Origin of the sequence: Maledivibacter sp. (assembly GCA_025210375.1) — a bacterium.
Lineage (GTDB): Bacteria > Bacillota > Clostridia > Peptostreptococcales > Caminicellaceae > JAOASB01.
The window spans coordinates 15,844-31,999 of sequence record JAOASB010000033.1; the positions used below are offsets into that span (position 1 = coordinate 15,844).

Sequence of the window (16,156 nt, forward strand, 5' to 3'; positions counted from 1 at the left end):
ATGCTTTATAGATATTACAGTCAAAACCTTAATTTATTCTCCATATGAATAAAAAACCCATAAATATCCTGGCTTAAAAGGATATTTATGGGTTTTATTTTTAAAAGAACCTACCTAATCTCTCATTTGTTATTATTTTAGGTTTCCAGTCCCTATAATCTTTATTATTTAAAATCATTTTATATATAGTTTGTTTTTCATTTTCCTTTACTTTAATATATACTTTACTATAATTAGCATAATCTATATTGTCGGAAAGGTGTGGCTCACTCATAGTCCAAAACTGTATCTGAACTATTTCTATATCTTTCCCCTTAAGCTTGCCATTATATAATGTGCCCTTCTTTATCTTCTCAATATATTTTGCAGCTAATTTTCTTACTTCCTTGGCCTTCTTTGAATTTGGAAAGGTGCTGATTCCCATGACATACCATCTATCATCCTTCTTTATTAGTTCAAGTGGAAGCCCTTGACCCATCCCCGATCCTTCAGAATTGTGAACTGATGCTTTTACCCTTGCCCATGCTTTATTTTGAGAATCATCTATATAGATTTTATCTAAGGATAATGTAATGGTGTAGGGCCTAGTTAAGCGGGCCTTATCCTCTTTTGTATCTTTACACATTAGCTCCATATCAAGGGCTGCTGCTTGTTCTAGCTCCGGAATATTAATAAAATATTTTTCTAGGGCTTTATAGTCTGCTTCTGTATTTATTTGGAGTTTTAAGTATATATCCATTGCGCCCCTAATTGTTTTAAATACTTCCCCTAATTCCTTTTCTGATGTATCTATTAATTCTTCAGGGTTATTTTTTTGTAGCTTAATATCTGACATTTTATAGTTATTAAAATTCATATCGTGATAATAATTGGCTGATAAAATTCCAGTTTCACCCTCTGGTGTGACAAATATCTTGCTTGAGGAAATGTCATATTTATTTATCTCATTTCCTTCTTTATCGACGATATGAAGAAGAAAGCCATTCCCTTCAATATTTTCTTTATCTTCTACAATATAAGCGATTTTTCCATCCTCAACAAACTTTGCATCGTAGACATATTCTTCCGTGAGAATTTTCACATCCTCCATTCTCTCTATATCTGGATAATAGTACAATCCAAATGCCGACAAGCCTGCCTGTAGTATTGATCTTTTATAGGCATCTCTAAATCTTCCTCCTACAAGCTCTTTTATCATATTGCCTTCCTTATCAACGATAATAGTTCTATATTCAGGAGCCCCACCATATTTTAATTTAGATTCATCTATTTCCTGTAGGGTTGCAAAATAATAATTCTCGTCAAGTTTACCCTTATAATATAAGTTTTCCTTGGTTTCATATGCTTCTACAAGCTTTTCAGAATCTATATAATAAATACTACTATTTACAAGGTTCATACCCTCTGTATATATTTTTTTTCCATCATATGACCAGTTAAAGTATGTCACTCCATCCCTTTCAATATCTTCAAAAAGTAATCTCTCTTCATCTAGGTCATATACAATTAATTTCCTGCCACTAAGAAACGCCACTTGATTCCCCTCATTATTCCATTTTACTGAGGATATAAAATCAATATGTGGAGATATCCCTTTAGCTACTTTTTTATCTAGATCAACTTTATATAGATTTACCTTTCTTTCGGATTTTCCCTTAATAATCAATCCCTCATTGCTGGAACTAAGCCGCCATCTTGCAATATCAGTCAATCCATCGGATACCAGTTCCATGGCAAATATGGTTTTACCATCCTTTGGAACTGTTAAGGGTATCATCCTGTTCTTTTTCAAATTCATATTAGCTAAAGTATCATAAACTTCCTTGTATATACCTGGTTTCATATCATCTTGAATAAATCGGTCCATTCCTTCTGTTTGTATTTCATTATTAACTGATTTTGTGCCATCTAATGTATCTTCAACTTCTGTATTCTTTTTATTATCATCTTCTTCAACCACATATAGCTTATTATCCTCTATATCCCCTGGGCGACATCCATAAAAAATTAGAAATAGTAAATTCAGAATAACTAAAGCACCTAACATCAATCTCCTATTCTTCTTCAATTTATCACCTTCCCTCTATTACAATCTATCATCCTTTCTTTTCAAAGGTTTTTCTAACTTGTAACAGACTTGTAAAATATAATATTTACTGTAGTTCCCCTTCCCTTAGTGCTATCAATATCTATTTTTCCTCCATGCACCTTTATAATTTCATTACACAGCGATAGACCTAGTCCCGCACCTCCACTTTTTCTACTTCTAGACCTGTCAACTCTATAATAGGGCTGGATCACTTTCCTTATATGTTTAGTATCCATTCCTATACCTGTATCCTTAACAAAAATCATGTCATAATCACTATTCGACTCTATTCCTATGATGATTTCATCTCCAGCCTTTGAAGCATTTATGGCATTATCAAGTAAATTTATTATCATTCCTTTAAATAAATCCCTATTAATTTTTCTTTTTATATTTTCACCTATTATCTTAATATTCATATTCCTTGACTCAGCTTTTCCAGCTAGGACTTTCTCTACATCCTCTAATACTACTTTTAAATCCTCTTCCTTCATATCAAATGTATCTTTCCTAAGTAAAATTAGATTCATCAACTGATTGACCATTTTGATCATTCTGTTACCTTCCATATTTATGAAGCTTAAAGCTCTATAGAATACTTTTTCATCATATTTAATATTCATAAGGGTATCGGAGTAACCTATTATTGAAGTAAGGGGAGTACGTAGTTCGTGGGTAAGATTATCAATAAATTTTTGCTTTCTTTCGGCTTCCTCTCTGAGTTCATTAACTTTCTTTTCTATTTCATCGGCCATTATATTAAACTGTACTCCAAGCTGACCTATCTCGTCGTTATCATTTATCCTTAATCTATCGTGATAATTCCCAGAGGCTATTTCTCTAGAAGCCATTTTAAGATTCGCAATGGGTCTTATTATAATCTTACCCATGGCCCTTGTAACTATGGCTACTATTATAAGACCTACCATACCTACAGTAGTGAAAAATCTATACTGATCTTGTCTTTGCACATCTATATCAGAGATATCCTGTAGAAATGTTAATATAAGCTTTTCTTCTTCTATCACTATATAATCAGTAATTAGCAAATAATGCTTATTATCTATCCATTTCAATATGTAATTCTTTTTCCCCTTTACAGCCTCCATTAATCCATCCTGTATTAAATCCTGCTTAATGGATATTGTAGAGGATTTTAAGGCTAATTGTTGATTAAATATTGCTATATCAGTATTTTCTAATTTAAACATATCTATCAACCTGCTGCTGTATCTTTCGATATTCATTTTTTTATTCCCTAGCTGCTGATTTATTCTTATATACAAGGTGGCTGTATCATTGATATTTTCTTCTTCTCTCAATGCCTGTCTTATTTCATTTCTTAAGGATCTATGATAATTATTTTCAGTGATTATTACACCTATAACCCCTAAAGAAATTATGTATATGCTTATTGTTAGTATAAATATCTTCCACCTAAATTTAATTCTAATCTTCAAGCCTATACCCCACCTTATAAACCGTCTTGATTCTCTCAGTACATAGCTTACTCCTAAGTCTCTGTATGTGAATGTCAACCGTCCTAGTGCTTCCCTCAAAGTCATAATCCCAAACCAGCTGTAATAGTTTTTCCCTCGATAATGCCAATCCCTTATGCTCTAACAGTACTGTTAGTAGATCAAACTCTTTAAATGTTAAATCTATTTCATTTCCAGATTTTAATACCTTTCTTTGATCCATAAAAACTTCAACATCATCAAAGCTTCTTTTATTAGCTTGCTTTCCTATTCTTCTAAGGAGAGCATTTATCCTAGCTAATAGTTCTATTCCCTCAAAGGGTTTAGTTATATAATCATCGGCCCCTAGATTTAGTCCCATAACCCTATCCTCTAATCCATCCTTAGCAGTAACTAATATAACCGGAATATCCTTCTTTATTATCCTAGGCAGCAGCTCATAACCATCAAGCTCAGGAAGCATAATATCTAATAAAACTAGATCAATATGATTCCTTCCCAATATATGTACGGCCTCTTTACCATCAAAGGCTTGATATGTATTGTAGCCTACCATGGAAAGATTTAGTTTTATAAATTCTGAAATGGCTTCTTCATCTTCCACAATTAAAATGTTTATCATAATATAGACCCTCTTCTTTTTCTAGAATTCTATTTCATGGTATAGATTTCTACTTCAGTATATCAATCATGGTAAAGGTAGACAATATTCTTAACATAAAAATAAGCCAGTTCAGGTTTCTTCTGGCTTATTTTCTGTAAACATAATAAATTTTTATGGCTTTACCTTATATATCATCTGTTCCTTATATCCAGTGATTACTCTAATATATCCCCCTAGCATTTGATCTATATGGGTATCACCCGTATCTATAAGAAAAGGCTTACCTTGCAATTTACTTATTTTCTCCTTCGTTGCAGCTACAATAATATTCTTTTTACCCACAAGCTTTATAACCTCAGGACTGATCTGCTGATTGCCCCGCCCAAATAAATAGCCTTGGCCACCTATGGGGGTTATCACTAATTTACTTGGCCTATTTGAAATATGTTTTAATAATTCCTTCTCTGTAACATCTAATCCAACAATTTTCTTGTTAAATACAATATCTACACCTAAAAGTGTATATGGAAGCTTTAGATTTTCCATAATAGGTCTTGTTGTAGATCCCGGTCCAATTATATAAAGTACATCTTCCTTCATATTATCGATAACATCTAATGCAATAACATTTTGTGTAGCTTTTTCACTTAATGGGGTGCCTGCTTTGCGATTTTGCATATATTTTTTTTCAAAGGGTATATTTAGATATCCATACAGCCTTGTTTTAACACTTCCCCTTCTATAGGCCTCCTCATCTATATCTATAACCTCTACTTCACTTACTAATTTAACCCTTTCAGTAAGATATAGCTTTGCTAATTCCCCAGCCTTTAAGGGACTTTGGGCATAAACAGGGGAATGAATCTTTACCCCTGCCGGTATACCTATCACAACTACTTTCTGCCCAACTGCATTATAAATATCCCTAGCAGTTCCATCGCCTCCTGCGAAGAGAATTAAATCCACCTCTTCCCTTAGCATTTTTTTTGCCCCATTAATGGTATCCTGTGAAGTTGTATATCTATTTTCCATATTCCCAATTACCCTTACTTTAAAACCACATTCCCTAGCTTGATTTTCTCCCATATCACCGGAATAGGTAATAATCTCTATTTCATCCCTGATTTCCTTAAGGGCTTCAAGTGCTTTTTTAGCTCTTTCTGGGGCCCTGGGAAGGGCACCAAGCTCTAAGGCTCTCTCAGCTACGCCATCGGTACCCTTCAAACCAACTCTTCCACCCATTCCTGCAATTGGATTTATAATCAGCCCCATTTTTTTCACTTCTATCACCCTTTATAATTATTAAATACAACTATTTAAGATAAACCTTTAGCTCCCTAGAGAAGAGACATGTGGCTTCTCCATCATCCAACTTACTTAATCAACGGCGGATTTCTTTAAATAACTCCTCCAAGTAATAGCCCATTCATTAGGATCATCCATTCCTGATTCATCGACCTGGTGGCATACACTTCTATGGGGTGCAGTTTTTATTATTTCTGGATTTTCATAGGCTTCCTTGAATACATGCTTTAATGTCTCAATATATTCATCAAGGTCTTCCCTGGATGGAGTTTCAGTTGGTTCTAAGGTCATAGGCTCGGGAATATAGTATGGATGGTGACTAGTCCAGTAATGCATTCCAAAGTCCATCATCCTACGTTGAATATCCCCCGATGTGATGCCTGTATCCTGTGTCAATTTCTCTATAGTATATCTAACCTGTTCTATACGTTGCTTACCCTTAATGTATGGGGCATCTACACATTCAATTTCCATAAGTTTTTTAAATAAGTAATTATTATTAAGTACCGCAACCTTAGCAACTTCATATAGTCCTTCTGCTCCCATACTCATAATCCAAGAATATGCCTTTAAGATAACAGGTGCAACGCCATTAAATAATCTAACCTTACCAATACTAAATGGATTATTTGTTATCCCATAGTTCAAGAAATACTTACTGCCATCATAATCGATTAATGGAGCAGGAAGGTATCTTTCTAATTCCTTAGTAACTCCTGTTGCTCCCGTTGCGGGGCCACCACAGCCATGGGGAGTTGAGAAGGTCTTATGCAGATTGAAGAAGCACATATCAAATCCAGCTTCCTTTGCCCTAGTTACGCCCAATAACCCATTTGCATTTGCTTGGTCATATCCGCATAGTCCTCCAAATCTATGAACCAAATCTGTAAATTCCTGTACCCTTGGATTGTATACCCCAGTGTCCTCAGGATTTGCTACGATAAAGGCAGCCGTTCTTTCGCTTACAGCCTCCTTAAATGCTTCAAAATCCGGATATCCATTTTCATCGGGATGTATATATATGATTTTATAGCCTTTAACAGCCGGAGCCGCTGCATCGGAAGGATGGGAATATATGGTTGTAATTATCTCGTCTCTTTTATCAGCTTCTCCTCTTTCTTCAAAGTAAGCCCTTGCTATGGAGGCAATAGTTAGAACCCCTTGGCTTCCACCACTTGGTTGGAATGTAAATCTCTCCATACCAGATATTTCTCTCATATAAAGATCCGTCTTGTATATAATCTCTAATATTCCTTGAACTGTACTCTCATCCTGTAGTGGATGTACTTCGGTTATCCCAGGTAGTTTAGCTAATAGCTCATTTACCTTTGGACTGTATTTTACTGTACAAGTTCCTTGCCCGATTTCTATATTAACATCGGCCCCTAGGGTTTCCTGTGATAATCGCATATAATGCCTTAATACCCTTGGTTGAGATATTTCAGGAAGCTTAGCCCCTGTCTTTCTTCTCATATGCTCTGGTATTCTAGATACTCCATCGCCAACAGCCTCAGCGATCTCTTCTTCAGCCTGGGGAACTAATACGCCCCGTTCACCCTTTTTACTTAATTCAAATATGATTGGCTCATCCCACTTGGCCTGATGAAAATTTCTTACTTTAAAATCTCTATTAATTCTTTTCATCTAAATCCTTCCTTTCTATACCTAGCTTAGATACTCAAAACTTCTTCTATTGACGTAACCAATCTATCGATATCGGTCTTTGCATGGATTTCAGTTACACAATACAAAGCACTTTGTCCAAGCTCCGGAAAATCTACTGATAAATCCTTACCACCGAAAACTCCTTTTTCCATTAAAAGTCTATTGATTTCTTTCACTGTCTTGTTTGTTCCATTAAAGTCAACAACAAATTCCTTAAAACTTGTGCCGTTGAATAATGATCCCTTGACACCCTTTATTTCATTTAATCTTTTTATAGCATATTGGGATTTTTGCATTATTGTTTGACCTAATTCCTCCATACCCTTTGATCCCATTGTTGCTAAATAAACACCCGCTGTGATTCCCCATAAAGCCGATTGTGTACCAACATATTCCTTGCCATGCTCTCTATGATGTCCAAAGGATGTTCTATCATAGGCAACGTCACCGAATCCATATTCTCCCTCAACACTTGTAGGTGCAATCCCAAAAATACGAGAAGGAAACTCCATCACATACTTTTCTTCGTCACGGGTAGCCATAAAGCCAGATTGTCCCCCGCCATAGTTCATATGCATACCTAAGGGCTGTAAATCCCCACATATTATATCTACTCCATATTGAGCTGGTGGAGCTAATACTCCCAATGAACTCGGGTCAACTCCTACTACACTTATCGCTCCAGCTTCATGGGCCATATCCGATATCTCTTGACCATTTTCTTCTATAAATCCTAGAAAGGAAGGATTCTCGAAATATACTGCCCCAGTTTTATCAGAAAGCTTATTCTTTAAATCTGCCAAATCTAATTGTCCAGTTTCCCTGTTATAATCAACCTCTATCAAAGTAATATCTGGTCCACAATAGTTCTTCATTATTAAGAATTTCTCTCTATCCATGGTTTTTGGAACCAAGGCTTCTTTTCTTCCTGTAATTCTAGATGCCATTCTTACAGAAGTAGCCGCTGCCTGGGGCCAATCCATAGTTGGAACATTTACTACATCCATATCAACTAACTCAGCAACTAAGCTTTGGTATTCAAATAGGGCTTGGAATCTTCCAAAATCATTATAGGCCTCTCCCCCATAGGCTGTTAGAAATTCTCCCCTTGAGTTTATTTCATCACATATAGCGGGAACATAATGCTGCCAGCATCCCGCTCCTAGAAAGTTGAGATTTTCCTTGCAAGTTTTATTCTTAGATAGTAATCCTTCAACGTGTCTCTTTAGCTCATATTCAGACCTAAAGGCCTTTGGCAAATTCATGTTTTCCTTAAGTTTTATTGCCTCTGGAACTTCTTCGTGAAGATCCTCTAAACAATTTAATCCCAGTTCCTTTAACATCTCCTGCTGTACCTCTGGTACAGAGTTTGGGATATATGGATGATTTTTGAATCCATTTATAGTCATAAATTTTCCCTCCTATTTTAACCTAGATTATTATGCTATTCCTCCACCATCTACAACTAAAGCCGATCCAGTAACCCAGCTTGAAAGTTCACTTGCAAGGAATAGTACTGCATTTGCAATATCCTCTGGCATACCAATTCTTTTTAATGGTCTATCTGTGCCACATTCCTCTAGATACTTATCCCTAGATTTTTCATCTACTACGATTCCCGTTTGTACTCCTTCATCCCTAAGCATTGCTGTATCTGTATCACCTGGGTTGACACTGTTCACACGAATATTTTGTGGGCCATGATCTATAGCCATGGCACGGGTTAAATTAACAATACCACCCTTTACTGCACAATAGGCAGCCGCCTCATCTCCACCCTTTAATCCCCAGCCAGAGCCGGTATTGATTATACTTCCTCCACCGCCCTCAGCCATTACAGGGATAACAAATTTAGATAATAGGAAGGTTCCCTTTAGCCCTACATCTAAAACAAAATCCCATTCCTTTTCCTCTAAATCCACAACGGTTTTTCTAACTGTTACTCCGGCATTATTAAACAAGATATCTATACGTCCAAATTTCTCTTTTATAGCATGTACTGTGGCTTCTACTTCTTTAATTGAGGTGACATCACATTTATAAAACTTCGCAACTCTTCCCTCCTGTGTAATTTTTTCAGCCTCTTCGTCTCCACTTGGGCTTACATCAAGCATTGCCACAACAGCTCCATATGCTGATAAAAGCTGAGATACACCTAATCCAATACCCGATGCTGCCCCTGTAATCACCGCAACCTTACCCTCTAAAGATAGAAAATCCTTTTTTTGTAACATCTCAAATCCCCCTAACTATATTTAAAGTCATCATTATATTTAAAAGTTCTTTGTAACTGACAAGCACCTCCCCTTTATTCTATATTACTAATCTTTTTTCTTCTTACTTTATCTATTAAGCATTTTTCGTGCCAAATAAATCAACTTTATAATAATAATTTGATTTTTCTTTAAATTCCTGTGTTTTCAATATCTATATCTGTTACTTATATGAAAACTTACAACCTAATCACATGAAATATCTTAATAACTTTTGAAGAATCTAAATTTTCTAAAAAACATTTGCCACTATTGTCATTTTATTTGTCAGTTTGGACATATTGTTTTATAATTATTAGTGAGAATATTTTTACTTTTTTGTATTTAATTCTTTATAGCTGTAAAATAATCTATTTTGAGGTGTTTTATATGATTTTGCTTCAAGAGTTCAAAGAGGATTTACAAACAGTGATTAGTACAATAAGTAGCATTATAAATGTTGATGCCGCTGTCTTTGACATACAAAGTCAATTGGTAACAAGCACCGAATCCTATCTACATCACAAGGGTAAAACTGTACATGCCCCTTCAATAAAAGAGGTTCTTATAAATGACAATGTCTTAGTTAATAAGCCAGGCTATATGAAATCCTGTATTGGCTGTAGATTTAGGGAGCATTGTCCAGCAACTATAGAAATCCTAAACAGCATTAAGCTGGATGATGAACCAATTGGAGTCATTACTTTGACTTCTTTTTCAAAGGAAGGCCACGATAGGATAACAAAGAATACGAATGTCTACATTGAAATCCTAAATATTGTCACGGATTTGATCTCTAATATTGTATTCCAAAAGCATAAAAGGAACGAATTTAAAAACCTAGAGAAAACCCTTCAGGGAGTTTTGGATTTATCGGTGGATGCTTTACTAACTATTGATAGTAGTGGCATAGTGACCCATATGAACCCTCCGGCCTTCAATCTATTTTCATTTTGTAATTTCTACACAAAATCTATCTTTCAACTGCTTCCCCATAAAATGATTGATAGGATATTAGCTGGAGAAGCTATGGCAAATAAGCGTGTGAAAATTGACAACTTTTATGCTAACGTATCTACCATTCCCATTAAAAATGGCAGTGAAATTTCAGGAGCTGTAATACATATAAGTCAAAAGAAATTGACCCTTTTAAACAAAAAAAATATTGATGATAAGCCAAAAATATCCTTGGACATCATAAAGGGAAATAGTAAAACAATGCAAGACCTAAAATCTAAGGTTAAAAAAATCGCAAATAGTTCTTCCACTGTGTTAATAACTGGTGAAACTGGTACGGGTAAAGGTCTTCTGGCTAAAGCTATCCATCATATAAGCAATCGTTCAAAGAGTCCCTTTATTTCAGTTAATTGTGCCAGCATACCCGAAACCCTTTTTGAAAGTGAACTGTTTGGTTATGAGGAAGGGGCTTTTACCGGTGCCAAAAAAGGCGGAAAACCCGGACGCTTTGAACTGGCTTCAGGAGGCACTCTATTTTTAGATGAAATAGGGGAAATGCCTATGGCCATGCAGGCTAAGCTTTTAGGGGTGCTACAGGAAAATTTAATAGAAAGAGTTGGAGGAATCACCTCTATTCCAATAGATGTTAGGATCATAGCTGCGACTAATAAAGATATTGAAGAAATGGTACAGAAAAAAGAATTTCGATCCGACCTTTTTTATCGATTAAATGTTATTCCTATAGATTTACCTCCCTTAAAATTAAGAAAAAGTGATATTGAAACTTTGGCTAAAGAATTTTTAAATCAATATAATTCAAAGCTTGGAAAAAAAATTATCAAATTCTCCAATGAGGTACTGTCCCTATTTATGTCCCATGATTGGCCGGGGAATATTAGGGAGCTTGAAAACATAGTGGAATACTGCGTTAACATTGAGGAAACCAAGGTTATAAATCTACACAGCCTTCCGGAGAGATTTTTGAAAAATAAAAGGGGAAATGCACATAAAATCAAAGCCAAGGTGCAAAATACAGAGCTTGAAGCAATCATAGCTGCCCTAGATAAACACGGCTGGGATGTTCAAGGAAAAACCCTAGCTGCCAAGGAGCTAGGCATCGGTCTTAGAACCTTATATAGAAAGCTCAAAAATTATAATTGTTAAAGTTCAAAAATTCATTTATTAATTCATTTTGATTAATGAATGATATCTCATCTGGAAAATCATTATCCCTTGAGCAGGCAGCCATAGTGTAATTGCAGTCTATATCAAACTCTTTAAAATAAAGCCTTTTATTTAGCCCTACATCGATAGCTTTACAATTATCATCGGAGGTAATATCAATTGTAAATGCTTTTAATGGCAAAGCTAATCCTCGCCCATCGGCTTTTATATAGCTTTCTTTTAGTGTCCATATCCTATAAAAATTCTTAAGTCTAACAGCTTCATCACTATCAAGGATGAAGCTTGTTTCTTTTTGAGAAAAAAATCTATGGGCTATGTCCTTAAATTCTATGGACTGTATTTCTTCTATGTCTATTCCAATAGCTATATCACTTATAGCACATATAACCCAATGACCTGAGTGGGATATATTAAAATTAAAGTTAAGATCATTTTCCAAGTAGGGCTTTCCATTTTTTCCCCTTTTAAATATTATTGAATTGTTTTGTAAGCCTAGTTTTTTAATAATGATTAGCCTAATTAATACCTCTGCCAACATCAATCTGTATTTATCATCAATAAAGTAGGCTTTAGTTATTCTCCCTTTTCTGTCATCATCTAAATTACTTAAAACATTTTTAAATATACATTCATCTATATCCCCAGTAATTTTAACACCATAAATCTCCATCTTAGCTTAACCTCGACCTTCTTTAACCTCAATTTTTCTCCATTATATCTATAAGGTCTTCAATGAATTTTTTCTCCTGCTGTTTAATACTATCCAAAGCTTTGATTATTTTTGAGACGTTTTTGTTATCATTTGATAGATAATACTTTAAAAATACATTTAGCATAACCACCGCATCTTCTTCTATAGCCCTTATCCTATCTAAAAGGTTATTTGATTCATCTATGATTTTATTTTCTATCAAATACTCTACCCTATGCCGCATCAAGGTTTTGTGGTCTTTCAAGAAGCTAAAAATCCTTAAGTCCTTATAGACCTTGTTGTCATCCTCCATTAGCTTGTTTAAATATCTCTTAAGCATTTCATAGCAATCCATACCATAATATTCCTTGTAGCAATCCTCAAGTTCACCGAAATATAATAAAGTGGATAAGCTATACATACGTCCATAGCTTTTCTCAGGTAGTAAATATTCCTTTAAAAATCCTATAAACAATTCCTTATCAAATCTATAATCGCACTCCTGCAATTCTATTGCATGTATTATGCTAACCTCCCTTTGAAAGGTCTTATGGGGACTAAACTTACCTTTAAATAATTCGTCCACATTATTAAAAGCCCTTTCAACCTCATCAAAATCCACCTTCATAAAAGAAAATTTTGAAACATTAAAGTGATCGGCTATATAAAATTTCTTTTCCCTTAGATCATATCCGTAAATTAAGCTTTGATGGATATAATCATTACTTTTATCATCACCACGAAAGCATTGATCTAATAACACATAATTATATATACCTTCATTTATGGATTCTATTAAATACTCTGTAAATGACGGGTATTTGTTTTTTATAAACTTTCGATGATAAGCATATTTGTTTATATATGGGCACATATCCCATGAATTACCTAAATAATATGGAGAATAAGGGTTAACCCCCGGAACAAATTGAAAGTCTGGAGGTTGATCCTCAAACATCTCTACCCCTAAAATCTGAATAAATAGATTGTTAATCCACTTAAAGGACTCTTCGTTATTTTGAATAATAGAAAATAAATATGTGTTTCCTGCCCACGTATTCACAAGAGGCTCCTTTAAGGGCAATATTACAGTATCTTTCATATTAGCCATACGTCAACCTCCTATATATATTTGACTAAGAAAATTAATAAAAAGAAAAGAGAATGACTTCAAGAATTTAGTAAGAAAACTATCTGAAAGATTTGTGAAAAATTCGTAGAACTGATAGGACGTCAGTTCAGCGACCATGAGGCATGGACGCCTCACGGGAGCGTTAGAATTTTTCTCAAAGCTTGAAGATAAAGTTTTCTCTAAATTCTTGTCGGATTGAGCGTTCTTTTTATTAATTTTCAACAGCACACTTTTATAGTGTCATGTAGAATTAAAGCTTTATATCCTAAGTCCTTCTTATAGACTCTAAAAATTCATAAAGAATACTCTTTGTTCCTGTGGCACTGAATAGTTCTTCAAACCTTTCCCTTTGCTCCTCATCTGATACTTTTTTTGTACTAAATACACTGACAAGCATCTCTAAAGCTTGCTTCATCTCATCTATACTAGGCCCTCTTTCTTCTTGTTCAATAACCTCCTGTATACACTCTATCCCTCTATATGGCTCTATTACTCCTTTTCTATACTCATCATTGTTCAAATTGTTATTTTTAGTACAAACTGCAATAGCCATGGCCCTAGTTATGACAGTGTCTTTACCATATTCATAATCGCCGGAGGATACTTCACTCCCTAGACTTCTCATATCTGATTTGTTATCATATGCAAAGGCTTTTATACCAGTCCCACCTTTATCCATCAATGCTTTCAGTATCATATTAGGCCCAATTTCAACAGCCGTATCCACAGCTTGTTTATCCATATATTCTATGGTATCCCACCATCGTACCGGTAAGATGGTTTGAGCCTTTAGATTATCAATAATTTCACTGCTATCCTTATATGGAATAGCCTTTACATTTGCAATAACTGGCCACTTTGGTGCCTTAAAGGAATATTTTTTTAACTCATTATGGAGTCTGTCAGCTGCCCTCTCCATTAGTGGGGTATGAAAGGGGGCACTAACCCTTAGAGGTATTGTCCTTGCTCCCTTATCCTTAAGCACCTTTTCTAATTCTTCTACTGAATTTTTATAGCCACTCACTACAATTTGTGATGGCGAATTGTAGTTTGATATGTATACAGAATGTCCCAATTCCAACATCATCCCACAGGTCTCTTCAACCACTTCTTTAGGTATATCTGAAACCGCAAGCATTTTTCCATTGCCTAGGGCAACGGCCTCCTGCATAAATCTGCCCCTGTCCCTAACGATTTTTACACAATCAAAAAAGCTTATGCTTTCAGCACATGTCAGTGCAGTAAATTCACCAAGACTATGGCCTGCGGTTAAGAAGGGTTTTATACCTATTTCCTTCATATATATTCTAAAAGCGGCAACACTGACTGTAAGGATAGCCGGCTGTGCATTTTCCGTTTTGGTTAGATTCTTCATATCCCCTTCAAAGCACAGCTTCTTAATATCGTATCCTAATGCCTCACTCGCTTCCTCAAAAACCCTTCTAGCCTCTATATGGTTGTCAAAGAGGTTTTTTCCCATTCCAACATATTGGGAACCCTGGCCTGGAAATAATAAAGCAATTTTCTTCACTTTGTCACCCCATAATAAATCTCATATTCTATTTACCATCCTACCATAGGCCATTAAAAGCATCTGGATCAGCCCATATACGAGTACATCTATTACACATCTCAAGATTTTCTTTCTTTAAAAACTCTCTGAATTTTTTCAGCTTATTTCCTTCCCAAATATCCTTAAATGAGGCTTCGTATATATTTCCAATTTTATAGTCTGGAAGATCAACACAGGGATAAACATCCCCTGTTCTACGTATGGTTAGCTCATGCCAAGGGCCTATACATTTTGACTTACCAAAATTCTCATTAATATCTGTAAAATACTTATATACATCAATAAAGTTTGAATAATCTATACCCTCTGCTCTCCATAAATCCTCTAAATCCCTCTTTAACCTAGCGGCATCAATATCAATTGGGTCATCCTCTAAAAAGCCTTCCCAGCCAGAAGCAGATTCACAACCAAGCTCCTTCATCTGAGCTAAATATCCCATTCCCTTTTCCTTGGTAGTGAAATACAAGGGTTGAAAATTTATGGCTATATCCCTTTTCTTTGCCCATGGATTCGTTGATGAATCATATACTATTATCTTCTCTTCTTTAAAACGTTCCCTTAATTCTCTAACAAAATCCTTAACGCTTGCGTAATTGTACTGGGATATTGTCATATTAATTTGTATATAAGGAAACAGCTTCCTTAACCTCTTTTTTTCTTTCATCAAAGCTTCTAGATTTGAACAAATTTCTTGAAAACTACCTTCCTGTCTTATGGAATCATGATATTTCTCTGGTCCATCAATAGAAAGACATAGTCCAATAATGTTATTCAAGATAAAATCAATATTCTCTTTAATTAAAGTTCCATTAGTCAAAAGATAGGTGGTCAACTTTTTACTCCTTAGGTACTGACCTAATTCTACGATGTGTTTATATAATAGTGGCTCTCCCCCTGAAAGAAGAACAGAAATATTTTTATTCTCTACCAATACTTCATCTATAAATCTCTTAAGTACAGTTATTTCCAACTGCTCACTAATAGCTTTTTCTGGTTCCTTTCTAGCCCATCCAGTCTCCCCCCAGACATGGCACATTTTACAACGATAATTACATAATTCCGTTGGTAGTAAAGTAAGCTGCTTTATCTTTGGAGTTAGATTGCGTACATACTCCACAAGCCTTTCATCCCTTAATTCCCCTGGATTTACCCACATAGTTTCACTCACCCTCATTTTTAAATTATATTTTTATATAGGGTTTATCTCTACTTAAATCCCTATAAC

12 protein-coding genes are annotated in these 16,156 nt (G+C 35.0%); 1 reads left to right on the forward strand and 11 read right to left on the reverse strand.

What is annotated here, in order from left to right; all coding sequences use genetic code 11:
• Window positions 1-100: 100 nt before the first annotated feature.
• The 7 genes from N4A68_11625 to N4A68_11655 all read right to left on the reverse strand — a co-directional run bounded on the left by N4A68_11625 (window position 101) and on the right by N4A68_11655 (window position 9,375).
• A complete protein-coding gene (locus N4A68_11625; protein MCT4564944.1) occupies window positions 101-2,068 on the reverse strand; it encodes a hypothetical protein in 1,968 nt (655 codons plus the stop codon).
• A 53-nt stretch (window positions 2,069-2,121) separates the two neighbouring features.
• On the reverse strand, window positions 2,122-3,549 hold the full coding sequence (locus N4A68_11630; GenBank protein ID MCT4564945.1) for a HAMP domain-containing histidine kinase: 1,428 nt from the start codon (window positions 3,547-3,549) through the stop codon (window positions 2,122-2,124).
• Entirely contained in the window at window positions 3,539-4,189 is a 651-nt protein-coding gene (locus N4A68_11635; GenBank protein ID MCT4564946.1) for a response regulator transcription factor, read from the reverse strand. Before N4A68_11635 ends, N4A68_11630 begins: the two co-directional genes overlap by 11 nt.
• A 153-nt stretch (window positions 4,190-4,342) precedes the next feature.
• Window positions 4,343-5,443 carry an ATP-NAD kinase family protein gene (locus N4A68_11640; protein ID MCT4564947.1) on the reverse strand — a complete coding sequence of 367 codons (1,101 nt, stop codon included), beginning with the start codon at window positions 5,441-5,443 and terminating at the stop codon, window positions 4,343-4,345.
• A gap of 105 nt (window positions 5,444-5,548) precedes the next feature.
• Complete coding sequence (gene gcvPB, locus N4A68_11645; protein ID MCT4564948.1) at window positions 5,549-7,120, reverse strand: aminomethyl-transferring glycine dehydrogenase subunit GcvPB; 1,572 nt, start codon at window positions 7,118-7,120, stop codon at window positions 5,549-5,551.
• Window positions 7,121-7,146: 26 nt separating this feature from the next.
• Window positions 7,147-8,550, reverse strand: a complete 1,404-nt coding sequence (gene gcvPA / locus N4A68_11650) for an aminomethyl-transferring glycine dehydrogenase subunit GcvPA (protein MCT4564949.1) — start codon at window positions 8,548-8,550, stop codon at window positions 7,147-7,149.
• 30 nt (window positions 8,551-8,580) lie between these two features.
• The gene (locus tag N4A68_11655) at window positions 8,581-9,375 is read right to left on the reverse strand and encodes an SDR family oxidoreductase (protein ID MCT4564950.1); all 795 of its coding nucleotides are present in this window, start codon (window positions 9,373-9,375) and stop codon (window positions 8,581-8,583) included.
• Window positions 9,376-9,783: 408 nt separating this feature from the next.
• Here N4A68_11655 and N4A68_11660 point away from each other — a divergent pair, with 408 nt between their 5' ends.
• Window positions 9,784-11,514, forward strand: coding sequence for a sigma 54-interacting transcriptional regulator (locus tag N4A68_11660; GenBank protein MCT4564951.1), 1,731 nt, complete (start codon window positions 9,784-9,786; stop codon window positions 11,512-11,514).
• On the opposite strand, the gene N4A68_11665 is transcribed toward N4A68_11660, so the two are convergent.
• From N4A68_11665 to N4A68_11680, 4 genes are all read right to left on the reverse strand, one after another.
• Window positions 11,495-12,205, reverse strand: coding sequence for a 4'-phosphopantetheinyl transferase superfamily protein (locus N4A68_11665; protein MCT4564952.1), 711 nt, complete (start codon window positions 12,203-12,205; stop codon window positions 11,495-11,497). The genes N4A68_11660 and N4A68_11665 overlap by 20 nt on opposite strands.
• A gap of 28 nt (window positions 12,206-12,233) precedes the next feature.
• Window positions 12,234-13,337, reverse strand: coding sequence for a C39 family peptidase (locus N4A68_11670; protein ID MCT4564953.1), 1,104 nt, complete (start codon window positions 13,335-13,337; stop codon window positions 12,234-12,236).
• A 286-nt stretch (window positions 13,338-13,623) separates the two neighbouring features.
• On the reverse strand, window positions 13,624-14,889 hold the full coding sequence (fabD, locus tag N4A68_11675; protein MCT4564954.1) for an ACP S-malonyltransferase: 1,266 nt from the start codon (window positions 14,887-14,889) through the stop codon (window positions 13,624-13,626).
• A 40-nt stretch (window positions 14,890-14,929) separates the two neighbouring features.
• Window positions 14,930-16,087, reverse strand: a complete 1,158-nt coding sequence (locus N4A68_11680; protein MCT4564955.1) for a radical SAM protein — start codon at window positions 16,085-16,087, stop codon at window positions 14,930-14,932.
• Between the last annotated feature and the right edge of the window lie 69 nt (window positions 16,088-16,156).

What these genes read in the sequence shown, in the direction of transcription:
- N4A68_11635 (MCT4564946.1), bottom strand. Translation starts at nt 4,189, where the DNA reads ATGATAAACATTTTAATTGTGGAAGATGAAGAAGCCATTTCAGAATTT.
- N4A68_11640 (MCT4564947.1), bottom strand. Translation starts at nt 5,443, where the DNA reads ATGGGGCTGATTATAAATCCAATTGCAGGAATGGGTGGAAGAGTTGGT.
- gcvPB (MCT4564948.1), bottom strand. Translation starts at nt 7,120, where the DNA reads ATGAAAAGAATTAATAGAGATTTTAAAGTAAGAAATTTTCATCAGGCC.
- gcvPA (MCT4564949.1), bottom strand. Translation starts at nt 8,550, where the DNA reads ATGACTATAAATGGATTCAAAAATCATCCATATATCCCAAACTCTGTA.
- N4A68_11655 (MCT4564950.1), bottom strand. Translation starts at nt 9,375, where the DNA reads ATGTTACAAAAAAAGGATTTTCTATCTTTAGAGGGTAAGGTTGCGGTG.
- N4A68_11660 (MCT4564951.1), top strand. Translation starts at nt 9,784, where the DNA reads ATGATTTTGCTTCAAGAGTTCAAAGAGGATTTACAAACAGTGATTAGT.
- N4A68_11665 (MCT4564952.1), bottom strand. Translation starts at nt 12,205, where the DNA reads ATGGAGATTTATGGTGTTAAAATTACTGGGGATATAGATGAATGTATA.
- N4A68_11670 (MCT4564953.1), bottom strand. Translation starts at nt 13,337, where the DNA reads ATGGCTAATATGAAAGATACTGTAATATTGCCCTTAAAGGAGCCTCTT.
- N4A68_11680 (MCT4564955.1), bottom strand. Translation starts at nt 16,087, where the DNA reads ATGTGGGTAAATCCAGGGGAATTAAGGGATGAAAGGCTTGTGGAGTAT.